Origin of the sequence: Psychrobium sp. MM17-31 (genome assembly GCF_022347785.1) — a bacterium.
GTDB lineage: Bacteria > Pseudomonadota > Gammaproteobacteria > Enterobacterales > Psychrobiaceae > Psychrobium.
The window spans coordinates 718,340-732,436 of sequence record NZ_JAKRGA010000003.1; the positions used below are offsets into that span (position 1 = coordinate 718,340).

Here is a 14,097-nt window from a genome sequence, read left to right on the forward strand (position 1 = left end):
TAGCACAACAACGCGTTGCGGGCGATATAGCCCGCCGCATAATCTACTTAAGGGTTTAATGATGACAGTCTCTACAAAATTATTAATTGACCAAGATACATTACGTCTCGCGCAATCTGGTGACAAACAAGCTTTTTCGACACTTGTTAATTACCTCAACAATACAGTGCATGCGATTGCTTTAGCCATGACTAAAGATTTAGGTCACAGTCGCGATGTTAGTCAGTTGGTGTTTATCAAAATTTGGCAACAACTCAATGAGCTTAAAAATACCGATAGTCTGCTGCCATGGGCACGACAAATCACACGCTACACGGCACTAAACTTTATTCGCGACAACAAAGTGCACAGTGAAATTGCAAGCGAAGATGACACCATAGAATCATTGCTAGATGAAGTCATTAATCAAACTGACAGCAGTGAGCATCAATTAATTCAACAGCAACAAAATCAGGTGATTAACCACCTAATATCGCAATTGCCGGATGAAAGCCGTGAAATCATCGTCCTCTATTATCGCGAAGAACACGACGCCAATGCCGTCGCCAAATTACTGGGCCTAACTCCAGCAACCGTCCGTAAACGCTTGCAGCGCATTCGCGAATTGCTCAAACAAGATATTTTGCATAAATACGGCAAGGTGCTGTTTGCCACCACGCCTGTTGCACTTGAATTATCGACGTTAATAGCAACGGCAAGCGCATCACCTGTTGCAGCAGCGACTATTGGCAGCTCGGCGGCAGCAACTCAATCTCACTGGCTATCAAAGCTGTTTTATCTGCTTGGCGGTGCAGTTATTGGCGCTTTCTTTGGTGTACTCGCCAACAACTTCGCCATTAATCGCACTATTAAACACATCGATAACCACGCTGATATCGAGAAACTACAAAAACTCAAACGCCAAGGAAATCTGTGGATTGTCATCAGTGCGATAGGATTAACCGCGAGTTATCAGTGGACACAAGGCTGGTTATTGCCCGTAATCGCCTATACGTTGTTTTTAGTTGGTTTGACTGTGGTAGTGTCGAGTACCAATCGCATAAGTCGCGACAATCTCACTCGACAAGCGCCCAATGACACCAGAGCTGCAAAAATACTAACGCGCAGTCAATGGTCCTGTAAATTGGGCTATATAGTGGGATTTGGTGGCGGAACTTTAGGACTACTCGTCGGACTCTATCAAAGCGGCCGCTTTAGCCACTTTCTATAACCAATTGGCATAAGACATTGATGCGATTGCAGAACAAATACAAGCCGATTTAAACAATTAAATCGGCTCTTTTATTACATGAAAGAAACAAAGATACTAATCTATTCAGCGTTCGATAAACGCTTACTCAGATAACTACTCATCACCACAGAGATAATTTCTAAGGATAAATACAGCCACATCACCCAATTAGGATTGCCATCAACAATCAAGCCAACCAATCTTCCAAACGCCATCATTAGCATCAGCAAACGAATAAACTTCAATCCCAATAGATGTAAACTGGCATTTTGAGCAAACCACCATAGCAAAACGCCAACGGCAAGTGACATGCCACCATAAGTCGCCCTTAAATCGATCACGCCAGATTGCGTATCGACAGCCCCGCCTGTAACCCAATGCAGCATTGTATTAGGCCAACCAATAAAGACGACACCATAAGCAACAAAAAACAGCGCAAACATAGTTATAAAAAGTTTATTCAGGCTCATCATGCGCAGTCCTAATTATCTGATTTATATTTATGCAGCAAATCCAACGGAATATGACAGTAATCATTGGGAAAACGCGTTAAGCGATCTTGGTGCTCATCATCACTTGCTACATAGTTAATTAATGGCAATACTTCAACCGCAACCTTTTCAACATCGTCTCTGCTAGTGATAAATGATCTTGCCGCATCGAGCATCCATTGATGCTCGCTATAGACGCCAGTGCGATATTTCTCACCGACATCCTCTCCCTGCTTATTAACACTATAGGGATCGATAATTTCGAAAAAATACCCCATCAACTGCTCGACGCTAACCTGTGCAGGGTCAAACTCGACTTTCACGCACTCTGCATAACCGTCATAAGCAGCGCGAGTATTATTACTGGTACCATTGGCGCGTCCGGCCTGAGTTTGCGCCACACCAGGTAAATGACGAAAAAATTCCTGCACGCCCCACAAGCAGCCACCAGCAAAATAAATAGTGTGGCTTGATGTGTTGGTTGTTGTCTGCGTTGTATTCGTCATAACTTGTCGTACCAATTGAGAATAGTTATCAAGTGCGATGATTGATTATTTGTTATAGAATCTGCCGCGAAATCAATCTCAGCCTAGAAAAACTTAACGACCGCGAGTGTATTAAAATGAATCGAGTTGCACAAGTCAGTGCCCTTACGTTGCTTGTTAGCACATCATTTATTGCTGTAGCCAATGACACAAATGACAGCAGTAAAAAAATTGAAAAAATTACCATCGAAGGCCGCACTACTGCCAACGACCAACCGGTTGGCACCTTCAATATGCCAGTGTCAAATTTAGAATTCGACCCACGTATCGATCTTCAATCGCGTAACATGGCTGAAGCGCAGGCTGATGTCACTATTCGCGGCGGTATTTTCGAAAATACTGGTTTTAGAATTGGTAGCGCCACGTTAATGGATCCACAAACTGGTCACTACTTTGCAGAAATTCCTGTCGCCCCTGAAATGCTAACTACAGCTGATGTGTTAACGGGTGCAGATAACGCCCTTTTAGGACTTAACAGCTCTGTTGGCACCGTCTCTTTTGGTTGGCGTCAAATCAAAAACGGCGGCAGCGTCAGCGCTGGCATTGGTAACAATGGTTTAAACTTGCAACGTATTCACGCTGCTGGCACATCAGATTTATCTAACGATGGTTGGACACTTGGCTTTGAAGGTGAATTCTCGCGATCGACAAGCGATGGCAGCATCGACAATGGCGATCACGACTATCAACGCGCCTCTGGCCGCCTGCAACTGGTGAGCAAAGATTCGCAAACCGATTTATTTTTTGGCGATCAAGAAAAGTTCTTCGGTTGGCCAAATATGTACACACCGTTTAACGTCAACGAAACCGAAGATTTAGATACTCAGTTATTGATGCTTAATCACCGTCAAAGCTACGGCAATGACAACAATTTCGAGATTACGGCTTATCATCGCCAGCACAAAGATCACTACGTTTTTTCACGCGAGAATCCATCAGCGTTTGAAGCCTTCCACGACACTGACGTGAAATCGATTGCCCTAGCTGGTTACCACCGTTTTAATGACACCATAGCATTGAACTACACCAGTCAATTTGCAGAAGATAAAATCAACTCAACCACCCTTGAGCGCAACTTTACCTCGCGTAGTTACACCAAACTCAGTGTGCTCCCTGAATACCACATGCCATTGGCTAACGACGAGCAATTAAAAATTCGTTTAGGCCTCAGCTTTGACGATACCAATCGCGACGATTCACACACATCAGTCATTGGTGATATCACGTGGAGCAAGCCAAATAGCGATGACGGTCAAGACAGTTTCTATCTCTCTTATTCACAAGCGAGCCAAGTATCTGGCTACACTGCTATCGGCGGTAGCGAAACTGGCGGCCTATTTAGAAGTAATCACAACCTAAAACGCGAAACTAGCGACAACCTTGAATTAGGCATGTCACTCGATCGCCAAGGCTGGAACTTAGACGCTGCCCTATTCCATCGTTGGGATAACGACTTAGCGGATTGGACTTATAGCTTCGACTCAACATCAGCCCGCTCAGCAAATCCAGTTGATATCAAAACCCTTGGTTTAGAACTTATTGCCGTTAAACGCTTTGACAATGCTGATATTGTGGCGAGTTATACGCATCTGAAGAAATCAGAAGATTATGGCAACGCCAGCGTTGATGCCAGCTTCTATGCGCTTAACTACCCAACACATCGCATTACACTAGGCGCTATTTGGCGTCCGCTTGACGATGTCGAACTTCGCATCGACAACGAATGGCGCACCCAAGAGAAAAACGCCCTGCGTAACGGCGATGATAACGCATTGTTTACGCATCTCACCGCCATCTATAAACCAAGTCAATTGGATGGCTTAGAGCTAAGCCTATCAGCCGATAACCTGTGGGAAGAAGAGTTTGAAGAAATTCCCGGTACGCCAGGTCGCGGCGACCAATATTCGTTTACTGCCACTTACCGCTGGTAACTAACGTCACAGCGCCCCTGCTTAATGGGGCGCTCTTTTAAAAAACGCCATTACTATTAGCAACCTTACCACCAGTCAACAAGCCATAAAGGCGCATCGACAAACTCAAGCCTTGAACTGCATCCCAATGCTCGACGGGAATACCATCTGCTAGTTTCCAAATATCGACAATATTCATGCCCTGCGTATCATCACCGCGATGAGCTGCTTTTAGCGTCGCGTGAGCGTGAATAATCACTTCGTCACCATCGACAAAAACGCGCTTAACGTCATAGCTAAATGTTGGAAACTTCTTCACTAAATCTGCAATAGTGCTTAACACACCTTCAATACCATCGCTCATCGTCCGATTGTGCTGTTTATACGGATTGTTTTGATGCTGATTTCGCAGCGCCTCAAAGTTGTGATCATTCATCAATAGTTGCACAAAATCTAACACAACTTGCGCGTTAACCCTCTCCTGCTCACTCCAGTGCGATTTCATCAAAGGCGCTTGTTCGATAATAGGTGCTGACATTCTTTCCTCACATCAAATAAATTAACTTGTAAATCGCAAGTTAATTTATTTGATTGCATTTTGCAAGTTATTTACAATGGTTCTTTCAAACGCCACAGAGAACTTAAGATGACAAAACGTTCAGATTGCCCAATTGCCCACGCACTAGATATTTTTGGTGATAAGTGGAGTTTATTAATTTTGCGAGACATGCTGTTCTTTGCCAAAACCTCATTTTCAGAGTTGCAACAATCGGACGAAAAAATAGCCACCAACATACTCTCTAGTCGTTTAGAGCACCTTGAAAAGCAGCATTTGCTCAGTAAAACCGTCAATCCGAATGACAAACGAAAAAAGCACTACCAACTCACCCAACAAGGTATCGATTTACTGCCGATTATTTTAGAGATAATGGTATGGAGTCACACTTACCAAGCAGATCTCATGGTGCCTGCTGGTATGATTGAGCGCATTAAAAACGATCGCCAAAGCCTCATTGCGCAGCTGAAACAACAACTACAAAAGTCACTAACCGCTTAAATAGAAACATCTATTTACAACTAAAGCGCGCCAAAGCATAGAAACTAGGAATATTGACCTTGTCTACTAGTAACATTTGTTACATTATAACGGGCCATGGTCTATCACTGACGGTATCAACACTGCCAGCGATACAAAATGAAAACACCTAGGAACTAAAACTATGTTGAACAAAAATTTGCTAAAGGCACTTCCTTTGGCCTCAGCGCTTATTGCTGGCAACGCCTTCGCCGACGAAGGTATGTGGCAACCGCATCAATTAAAAGAAATTAGCGGTAAGTTAAAAAAAGCTGGATTAAAACTTGATCCAACAAAAATGGAAAACCTCGATCAATTTCCAATGAACGCCATTATCAGTCTTGGTGGCTGTACTGCGTCTTTCCTATCTGATCAAGGCTTAGCCATTACCAACCATCACTGTGCATACGGTTCAATTCAGTACAACTCGACTGAAAAAAACAACCTGCTGAAAAAAGGTTTTGTTGCAAAAAACAAATCACAAGAACTTCAAGCAGCACCGGGCTCACGCATTTACGTAACTGAATCACTAACGAATGTTACCGACAAAATTACCGGCTCTATTGGCTCATCAGTAAAAGGCCAAGCCTACTTCAAAGCGATTGAAAAGAATCAAAAAGAACTCGTATCAGCCTGTGAAACGTCACAAGACTACCGCTGTGAAGTCTACAGCTTCCACGGCGGCCTAGAATACTTCCTGATCAAACAACTCGCCATCCGCGATGTGCGTCTAGTTTATGCACCACCATCAAGCATTGGTAAATTTGGCGGCGACACCGACAACTGGATGTGGCCACGTCACACTGGCGACTGGGCATTCTACCGCGCCTATGTTGGCAAAGATGGCAAGCCAGCCGATTACTCAAAAGACAACGTACCATTCAAACCTCAAGCCTTCCTAAAAGTGAATGCTGATGGCGTACGTAACAGCGATTACGTAATGGTTCTTGGCTATCCAGGCCGCACCAACCGTTACCGCACTGTTGATGAAGTAGAAAACCAATTTACTTGGGTTTACCCAACGTCTAAGCAATACCGCGAAGACTACATCAACATTATCAAAGACGTTGCACCAGCAGGCAGCGATGCGCGTATCAAGTACGAAAGTACCCTAGCAAGCCTAGCGAACTACGCTAAAAATTTCGGCTCAATGATCGAAAGTTACAACAAAGGCGACATGCTAGCGCGTAAGCAAGCTGAACTAAAAGATCTACAAAAATGGATCAACAGCTCGAAACAACGCAAGCGTAAATACGGCAAAGCGTTAACTGAGCTGAATGAGCTAATTGCCCAAACACAAAAAGGCCAAGAGCGCGATTTAATCATGGGTTACTTCGGTAGCACCAACATGATGAGCGTTGCTAAGCGTCTATACCGTCTAGCTAACGAAAAAGCTAAGCCAGATACAGAGCGTAAGCAAGGTTATCAAGAGCGCGACATGAACCGCTTTACTCAAGGTATGAAGCGCGTTAACCGTCGTTACGACGCAGAGGTTGATAAAGCAGTACTTGAGCACTTCATCGGCTTGTACGCGCAGCTTCCTAAGAAAGAGCGCAACGCGACCTTTGATAAGTTCTTCGGCATTGGCAAAAACTTCGACGCTAAGAAATTAGCCGCTAAATTGGACATGATGCACAAAAACACCAAGCTTGATGAAGAAGCGACGCGTTTAGCATGGATGAACAAATCAGTTAGCGACTTTAAAAACAGTAAAGATCCATACATCCAATTCGCTGTGTCTCAATACGACAACGATCGCAAGCTAGAGAAAAAAGCCGAAGCACTATTTGGTAAACTAGCCCAAGCGCGCCCTGCCTTCATGGACGCTATGATTGCTTACAAGAAGAGTAAAGGCGAGCCTGTATACGCCGATGCTAACAGCTCACTGCGTATCACTTACGGCAACGTAATGGGTTACTCACCACAAGACGGCTTAACGGCAACACCGTTTACCACGCTGGAAGGTTTACTAGCCAAATACAAAGCGGGCGATCACGAATTCGATTTATTCGAAAATATCCGCACAGCTATCGCCAACAAAGACTACGGCAAATACTACCGTAAAGATTTAGGCTCAGTGCCAGTAAACTACCTGTCTAACTTAGACATTACTGGCGGTAACTCAGGTTCACCAACCCTAAACGGCAAAGGCGAATTTGTTGGTCTTGTATTTGACGGCGTTTACGAATCAATCATTGGCGATTGGGATTACGACACCAAATACAAACGCGCAATCCACACCAGTGTTCCATTCATGCTATGGACAATGGAAAACATCGACGGCGCGCAAAACGTTGTTGATGAAATGACTATCGTTAAGTAAGCACTTAACATCAGAAAAGAAAAAGGCTGGAGAGGTAAAATTCTCCAGCCTTTTTTTTATGTTTGAAATAAATTACGACTCCAAACAATCACTACAAATACAACTAAGCTCCACCTGCTTAGTAGCCAACTTAAAACCGTTGTTAGCTACGATTTGCGTAATCGAATCAACATGCTGCATTTGTTCACTCACCTCATCGACACGACCACACTTCTGGCAAATTAAAAAATGAGGAAACTGATGTTGATGCTGACAGCCAAAATGACGACAAATCACAAACTTGTTCACCGTATCTAAACGATGCACCAAATCGATGCTGACTAAGAATTCCAAAGAGCGATAAATGGTCATTGGCAAAGGAATCTTGCCATAAATTTCACTCAACTCATTTTTAATATCGTATGCCGACAGTGCCTTGTTTTCACTTAGCAATACCGACAACACCTTCTTGCGATTAGGAGTCAACGAAGAATGATTAGCAAGGCAAACCTGCTCAGCAAAGGCGAGTTGTAATGCTAATGGCTCTTTTCCTGCATCTACATTCACCGTTTTCGCCGTCATTTCGCTCGCCGATAGTCCATTCATAATCTTACAATCACACTCTTTTAAAACACGCTTATTAAAAGCTTACCACAATACGTTATAACATAACAATTGATGGTGTGTATTTGTAAAAATGGAAGTGTTCAAATAAAAACGTAATGAATGTACTGGCATGAAAAAAGCGCAGTGGGCTGCGCTTTAATGGAGATAAGAGGAAAGCTTCAACTCAACAGTTACTAGGAACTTCCTACTATTTTTGATCACTATTAATTTGCTTCCTAGGCTTGCCCTTTAGCTCAACAGTGAAAAACAATATAGCTAAATGTATCAACAGTAAGGTAGCTAACAACTCTGCCATACTATTGCTAGAGCTAAATTGAGCTTGTGCATACTCCTCTTTCGATATATTAAGACTATGCTGTTTTTTTATGATTGAAACTAACTCTGCACGATCAATTGGAATTGTTTCATCCTCTAATTTTGCTTCAAACTGAGCTTGCAACTCTATCATTTCATTACGAGTGAATTTAGATTTAGATTGCTCATAGCTATATTGTACAAACCAAATAGAAAAACCAGAAAAACTCAATAACGAAAGTACAGATATGAGCAGTAAAATTTTTTTAACCATTGCTACTAAAGCCCCATTCTAGTGAGCAACTTAACGTCGAAGTTTGCTGCTAAATTGAATGCCAAGTATATGACTTGTCACAAAGAAAGGAAAAAATACAACCTTGTTAGGCATTTTTAAACACCTCAGAATTCATGAAATGCTCGATATCCTAAAAATATTGACACCCAAAAGTTAGCATGGACGTTCAGCCACTTTTTTGCAATTCGTTTTGCACCAAATTTCAATCAATTAACAATTTGATTTCGTTAAACTCGGTATTAAATCGTTTTAGAAGTGTTTTTTGCTATCAGACACCGATAAAAGTACAAAGAAAGTCTGTAAACAGCTCGATTATCTACATTTCTCAGATAGCTTGGCTAGTTTGTCCGTCAGCCAACGCCCTTATACCAACAGTGATGATGGTCGTTAGCACATTGTCTCAACCGCTCTCGAGAACCTGCGAAGTTACCATACTGACGTCTAAAATGATTAACAATTTCTATCCAGTCGTCACTAGCAATTCCCAAACTATCAAGTAATTTAGGCTGATGCTCTTCCACAAATCCGCGCTTATTAGGCACTATCTGCCTTGCGCTCCAATCCGCCAGTTCAAAGTAATTATAGAGGGTAAATGGAATAGCAAGGGGTTGTTTTGAACTGCCAAATGGCAACAGTTTAGCGGGTTGCTTGGGTAGGACTTTATTGTCTTTGGAAGCAGCTTTTCGGTCTTGCTCGTAACTGCGAATTCGGGCTTGAATTGAAGTAAATTCGCTCTCTTTTAAGTTTCTAGCCATACCAGCCCGAACAGGATTTAAATCAACATACATCATGCATGATAGCAATGCTTATTCATCCAACAATGCCTGAGAATAGTAACGACCTTCCCAATAGCGCCCTTTGCAGTTATCTTCCTTATTTGCCGCTCTAGCTATCGACTCATTGAGATGGCGCATAAACCAGCTAATGTCATAAAGCCTCAGCCGCCACATTGCCACTACTTCAGCAACTTTGGCTAGACTCGCTTTATCGTCTATCTCGCCTTTCCGATACCTATCAACGACTGGATGACCTTTGTGCAGTTGATACCAACGTTCAATCACCTCGTCATCACACCAAATTAACGCACGCGCTCGGTCTACACGCAATACTAAATGGTAATGGTTACTCATAATTGCATAAGCAGCAATATCGATGGCGAAAATCTCCGCTAGCGCATGAAGTTTATCCAATACCCATTGGCGTCTGTGGTTGTAGTTCTTACCGGAATATTTATCTTCACCGCACAGAAAAGCACGGCGAACACAACGAGAAATGACGTGATAGAAAGGTGTGGCGTCTAAATCAATTAGACAGTTTCTTGCTCTAGCCATAACAACCTCCTCAACCAAGAGAGATTATTAGCCTAGGACAAAATGGATTTATTGCCAGAAACTTTTGGATGTCTATTATTTACCGTTATAGTGCAGTGTTCTTTCACTATATATCAAGCTATCTGCTTTCCAGATAATCTCTCTTCTTTTCATATTCAATAGATTTTAATTTATTCTCAATTTGTATCTCTACATAGGATTTATGCTCAAGAAACTTAATGGAATTAAAAAGCGGTAGTAAACCTTCAAGAAAATTCCTTTCTCGCTCCAAGATGGGAACTCGACTTCCTGACCACGACCAAGTAGTTAGTTCATAATCTAACGTTTGAAAGTCCTCAAATTTATCATTTTCACTAAGAAATAAACCTAATAGTTCCCGCCTGAATTCTTCACTAAGGTATTGTGCAGAATTAAATAAAAAGCACATAAATTTAATATCCGTTGCATTTTTCTTGACGGCATTACGGAAAAAATCATGTTTTTTCTGAACCATTTCTTCCGATTCAGTTTTACCTTTTTCTTTAGTGAATAACTTACTAAATATATTTTCTCTATAACTGAAAGAGTGTTCATCTTTACTCTGAAGATATTTCGCGTATTCTTCAATTTCTTCGACGTAGCCCTCTCTTTCCCACAAAAAATTTAACTCTGGCAAATTTGTGTGCAAGTCAGGCCATCTTTCCTTTTCATATATTTGATCGATCAATTTATATAAAAACTCAAACCGTCTATCTAAAAGATGTTTTAAAGCGTCGCCAGAATAATCCCAATAGCGCTCTAGACTGTAGGCGGCTAAGTACGCATCAAAAACCAATTCCTCGTCTGGCTCAAATACTTCAAACCAGTTGCCAAATATACTGGAGTGGCTGCTGAATAGGTGCCCTAGTGATCTTGCATAGTTAGCATCTTCGCTGGATTTATCCGTTAAAATTCTGACAATTTTGCAATATATATCATCGTCAACACGCTTATACTTATCTAAATAATCTAGCCAACCTCGCAATTCATTGCTTGGAGTATTGCTGATATGCTCTATTAATAAATTCGCGTCATTATCAACAATGGACTCCTCTGGTAACAATGCAAAATAAGTAGATAGCCATAGTTTCTTCCACCGATATTCTTTGCTGTTTAACAATAAGAAAACATCTTCGCTCGATTGAGCCTTAAACAGGTCGGTTACTATGAAATGAGGATTTACTTCAAAAGAGTCATCATAATCCATGTAATTAGATACAATATCGGGAAAGAGTTCTGGTGCTGATTCAGCGATTGCACGAAAACTCATTTCAATTCCATTTTTTAAGGAATAGTCCCTATCTCTACCCGACAGGGCACTATTCAATTCTTTGCACCTATCAATGAAATCAATGAAATTTGCTATTGAAATACCTTTAAAATGTTCAACTAAACTCTGATGGCGGTATTGATTGTATTCCTCATAACCCATTTCAAGCATGCGCCCTTCATGCCTGTCTTCAAGAAGTAAGTTTGAAAGTTTAAGCGTTTCATTAAAGAACTCTTCTTTCCACTCCACTGGATAGTTCAATTCCAAAGATTCAAGGTGCTCACAATAATCTTGCATCATCATGCAGTGAGACAAATTATCTTTGTCTAACTTTTTAACAAAATATCGTTCAAAATAAGGAAGGTCAGCCTCAGCCATATCCGCTCCTTCATATCTTGCTCTGCCTATGTGCTCTTTAATTACGTCAATAACAAAAGGTTGCAACTCTTCTTTATTCATTAAAAAAGATAGGTTTGAGATAATCTTATCTCTTAAAGCGAGTAGGTATTCATCAGGAGATAGCCTAAAAGTTATAATACTTATTGCATCACCGCGAGACCACTGATGCTCTCTGTGCTCAACTTTTAACAGGTAACTAGCCGTTAAAATAAAAAGCCGACTAAATAAGTAGTTCTCCCCTTTGTCCATTTGTTGTATCAACTTATCAACAATGAACGATTGTACACAATAGCCGTATCGACAATCATTAGGCTTAAAATTGTAACGTTCTGACAGTGCTCGTATTACAAAGCCAAGGGACGCCTTACTTTTAGCAAGGTATTGAAGCAGCAATTCAAAAGACATTTTGAATTCTTGCTCATCATAAAACCTAAAACTTGTCAGCAAATTGATTAAAGATGATTTATCTGCTTCGTTCTTAGCCTCTTCATAACTTTCACCTTTCCAATCAATATCAACGTCTGGCATTCCGTTAATAACCTTTGATGAAAAAACCAAAGCCTCTGTTGGTAGAGCAAACCAAAAAGTGCTTAAAAACTCTATTGATTTATCGACGTTCTCATTTTCAGAATACTTTTCAAATATGTCTTTAACCTCACTCCTAATGCCAGCAACAACTTTCCTTTGGTCAAATGCACTAATGATAGGGTTAAGTGAATCAACAATAGTTCTGGTATAGTCTGGATAGAAGTCTTTAACAATTGACGAAAATGGTATTATCTTTTTTTCAAAGACGGCTATATAAAAAAGGTAAGTAGATAAAACTTGGTCAGATATTTTTACCACTTCATTTTCATACAAATCCACCAACTCATTTTTATGCAAGATATCAACAAGTTCCCAAAACTCCTCAGCCTGTATACCGAAAGAGTTCTCTACCATCCCCATTTGTTGTTCATTAAGTTTGTCAATCTTTCTAAAAAACGAAATAGCGCAAGCCGCGAGAACTAACCTTTCATCTTCAAGAACAAGTTTTACGTTTTCATTTTCGCCAAAGTAATCGCTATACAAGGAAGTGACATTTTGAATGGATTGTATTTGATTTGTCTCTATAGCAACTTTTGAAGCCATTACAGCCAATCGTGGATTGCCGCAGGATATTTCTTGAATTCGTTTTTGATACTCCCCATTTTTAATGCCAAACAATGATTCAGCCAGTTCTTTAATTTGTTCGTCGGTTAACGGCGTAATAACCTGCTCATGAAGTTCAGTGTATTTGCTAACTTTTTCGATTACAGAAGTTCGCGCATAATCTCTCACCGTGGCAACGATGCGAAAACTTCGGTTTTCATCTTTTTCAGTTAGATAATGAAGAATATAATCAAGCCTGTTATCCAATCTGTTAGCATCATCAACAAAAATCAAATAATCACCAGGCTCACTAAAGTACGCAGTAATATCCCTTATTAGGTCTGCGCCTTTATCAAAAAGACAAATAACATTGGTATCTTCATTCTCTTGCAGAATTCGTTTTGCCAAAGTGACTGAAAATAATGTTTTTCCTAATCCGGCTGCACCTGATACAAGCAAGAAGTTTGATGATTCCAGTGTTCGAACCGCATTATTCAACAAATCGTCACAGAACAGCAATTCATTGTCTATAGACGTTGTAAAGTTACTCCTACCGTACCTCTCGATAAAATCATCAACGCTCAATAATTGGCCAGTATCTAAAGGTAAATCTAAATAAGTTTCCGAAATGACTGGGTAAGAATTCTTAATGCTTAAAGAAATTGAATCAAGCCCATTAAGAGTCAACATGACTTCTCTATCGTAGCAAAAGGTTCGGAGTTCGTTGATTTCTTCTGTAGTAAGTTTACCTAAATAACATATGATTATTTCACTGATTTCATCTACAGGAATGCTTGTTTTATTTTCATCAAAGCACTTTTCAATGTCATCTTTTAGTTTGTTGGCTAGACGGTCCTGTTGAACGGTATATTCTGAAAAAATATATTTTCCATTTGCCTGCATCAACAAACAGTCGGGTGTTCCCTTAACCACTCTATCGGTAGTATCCATCATTCCGATTGGATTTATATTTTCATACCCCTTTCGATACAGCCAATCATCACAGAGTCTTTGAAATTTTCCGCCTTCTATTTCAAGCAACTTAGATTTTATTTGGTTTTGACTTCCCATAATCCCTCTGTGTGGACATAAATTCTAAAATTAGGCAGCTGGGTCTGAATGCCCAATAATACCCATCCAGTACTTCAAATCGGATACCTCTCATTTACACTGCGCCC

12 protein-coding genes are annotated in these 14,097 nt (G+C 40.9%); 4 read left to right on the top strand and 8 right to left on the bottom strand.

The annotated features are described in order from the left end of the window. Positions 1-61 precede the first annotated feature (61 nt). Positions 62-1,210: a sigma-70 family RNA polymerase sigma factor gene (locus MHM98_RS12030; protein ID WP_239439564.1), complete on the top strand. Its 1,149-nt coding sequence runs from the start codon at positions 62-64 to the stop codon at positions 1,208-1,210. 101 nt (positions 1,211-1,311) lie between these two features. Here the strand turns inward: MHM98_RS12030 and MHM98_RS12035 are convergent, their stop codons facing one another. Together MHM98_RS12035 and MHM98_RS12040 are read right to left on the bottom strand one after the other, a co-directional pair. Then, positions 1,312-1,704 (bottom strand): DUF4345 domain-containing protein, encoded by a 393-nt coding sequence (locus MHM98_RS12035; RefSeq protein ID WP_239439566.1) that lies wholly within the window; start codon positions 1,702-1,704, stop codon positions 1,312-1,314. 8 nt (positions 1,705-1,712) lie between these two features. Continuing rightward, positions 1,713-2,228 (bottom strand): peptide-methionine (S)-S-oxide reductase, encoded by a 516-nt coding sequence (locus MHM98_RS12040; RefSeq protein WP_239439568.1) that lies wholly within the window; start codon positions 2,226-2,228, stop codon positions 1,713-1,715. A gap of 116 nt (positions 2,229-2,344) precedes the next feature. Here MHM98_RS12040 and MHM98_RS12045 point away from each other — a divergent pair, with 116 nt between their 5' ends. Then, a complete protein-coding gene (locus tag MHM98_RS12045) occupies positions 2,345-4,198 on the top strand; it encodes a TonB-dependent receptor (protein WP_239439569.1) in 1,854 nt (617 codons plus the stop codon). 37 nt (positions 4,199-4,235) lie between these two features. Here the strand turns inward: MHM98_RS12045 and MHM98_RS12050 are convergent, their stop codons facing one another. Next, the gene (locus MHM98_RS12050) at positions 4,236-4,715 is read right to left on the bottom strand and encodes an ester cyclase (RefSeq protein WP_239439571.1); all 480 of its coding nucleotides are present in this window, start codon (positions 4,713-4,715) and stop codon (positions 4,236-4,238) included. 108 nt (positions 4,716-4,823) lie between these two features. On the opposite strand from MHM98_RS12050, the gene MHM98_RS12055 reads away from it, so the two are divergent. After that, positions 4,824-5,234: a helix-turn-helix domain-containing protein gene (locus tag MHM98_RS12055; RefSeq protein WP_239439574.1), complete on the top strand. Its 411-nt coding sequence runs from the start codon at positions 4,824-4,826 to the stop codon at positions 5,232-5,234. Between the two features lie 163 nt (positions 5,235-5,397). Then, positions 5,398-7,575 carry a S46 family peptidase gene (locus MHM98_RS12060; protein ID WP_239439576.1) on the top strand — a complete coding sequence of 726 codons (2,178 nt, stop codon included), beginning with the start codon at positions 5,398-5,400 and terminating at the stop codon, positions 7,573-7,575. A gap of 72 nt (positions 7,576-7,647) precedes the next feature. Here the strand turns inward: MHM98_RS12060 and MHM98_RS12065 are convergent, their stop codons facing one another. The 5 genes from MHM98_RS12065 to MHM98_RS12080 form a co-directional block, all read right to left on the bottom strand. Beyond that, positions 7,648-8,160 carry a Fur family transcriptional regulator gene (locus tag MHM98_RS12065; RefSeq protein WP_239439577.1) on the bottom strand — a complete coding sequence of 171 codons (513 nt, stop codon included), beginning with the start codon at positions 8,158-8,160 and terminating at the stop codon, positions 7,648-7,650. 208 nt (positions 8,161-8,368) lie between these two features. Then, positions 8,369-8,749 carry a hypothetical protein gene (locus MHM98_RS12070; RefSeq protein WP_239439578.1) on the bottom strand — a complete coding sequence of 127 codons (381 nt, stop codon included), beginning with the start codon at positions 8,747-8,749 and terminating at the stop codon, positions 8,369-8,371. A gap of 371 nt (positions 8,750-9,120) precedes the next feature. After that, complete coding sequence (locus tag MHM98_RS18945; RefSeq protein ID WP_343229213.1) at positions 9,121-9,525, bottom strand: hypothetical protein; 405 nt, start codon at positions 9,523-9,525, stop codon at positions 9,121-9,123. 51 nt (positions 9,526-9,576) lie between these two features. Beyond that, positions 9,577-10,101 (bottom strand): transposase, encoded by a 525-nt coding sequence (locus MHM98_RS18950; protein ID WP_343229214.1) that lies wholly within the window; start codon positions 10,099-10,101, stop codon positions 9,577-9,579. 118 nt (positions 10,102-10,219) lie between these two features. Next, positions 10,220-13,990: a DNA replication protein gene (locus MHM98_RS12080; protein ID WP_239439579.1), complete on the bottom strand. Its 3,771-nt coding sequence runs from the start codon at positions 13,988-13,990 to the stop codon at positions 10,220-10,222. Positions 13,991-14,097: the final 107 nt, after the last annotated feature.

What these genes read in the sequence shown, in the direction of transcription:
- MHM98_RS12030 (WP_239439564.1), top strand. Translation starts at nt 62, where the DNA reads ATGACAGTCTCTACAAAATTATTAATTGACCAAGATACATTACGTCTC.
- MHM98_RS12035 (WP_239439566.1), bottom strand. Translation starts at nt 1,704, where the DNA reads ATGATGAGCCTGAATAAACTTTTTATAACTATGTTTGCGCTGTTTTTT.
- MHM98_RS12040 (WP_239439568.1), bottom strand. Translation starts at nt 2,228, where the DNA reads ATGACGAATACAACGCAGACAACAACCAACACATCAAGCCACACTATT.
- MHM98_RS12045 (WP_239439569.1), top strand. Translation starts at nt 2,345, where the DNA reads ATGAATCGAGTTGCACAAGTCAGTGCCCTTACGTTGCTTGTTAGCACA.
- MHM98_RS12050 (WP_239439571.1), bottom strand. Translation starts at nt 4,715, where the DNA reads ATGTCAGCACCTATTATCGAACAAGCGCCTTTGATGAAATCGCACTGG.
- MHM98_RS12055 (WP_239439574.1), top strand. Translation starts at nt 4,824, where the DNA reads ATGACAAAACGTTCAGATTGCCCAATTGCCCACGCACTAGATATTTTT.
- MHM98_RS12060 (WP_239439576.1), top strand. Translation starts at nt 5,398, where the DNA reads ATGTTGAACAAAAATTTGCTAAAGGCACTTCCTTTGGCCTCAGCGCTT.
- MHM98_RS12065 (WP_239439577.1), bottom strand. Translation starts at nt 8,160, where the DNA reads ATGAATGGACTATCGGCGAGCGAAATGACGGCGAAAACGGTGAATGTA.
- MHM98_RS12070 (WP_239439578.1), bottom strand. Translation starts at nt 8,749, where the DNA reads ATGGTTAAAAAAATTTTACTGCTCATATCTGTACTTTCGTTATTGAGT.
- MHM98_RS18945 (WP_343229213.1), bottom strand. Translation starts at nt 9,525, where the DNA reads ATGGCTAGAAACTTAAAAGAGAGCGAATTTACTTCAATTCAAGCCCGA.
- MHM98_RS18950 (WP_343229214.1), bottom strand. Translation starts at nt 10,101, where the DNA reads ATGGCTAGAGCAAGAAACTGTCTAATTGATTTAGACGCCACACCTTTC.
- MHM98_RS12080 (WP_239439579.1), bottom strand. Translation starts at nt 13,990, where the DNA reads ATGGGAAGTCAAAACCAAATAAAATCTAAGTTGCTTGAAATAGAAGGC.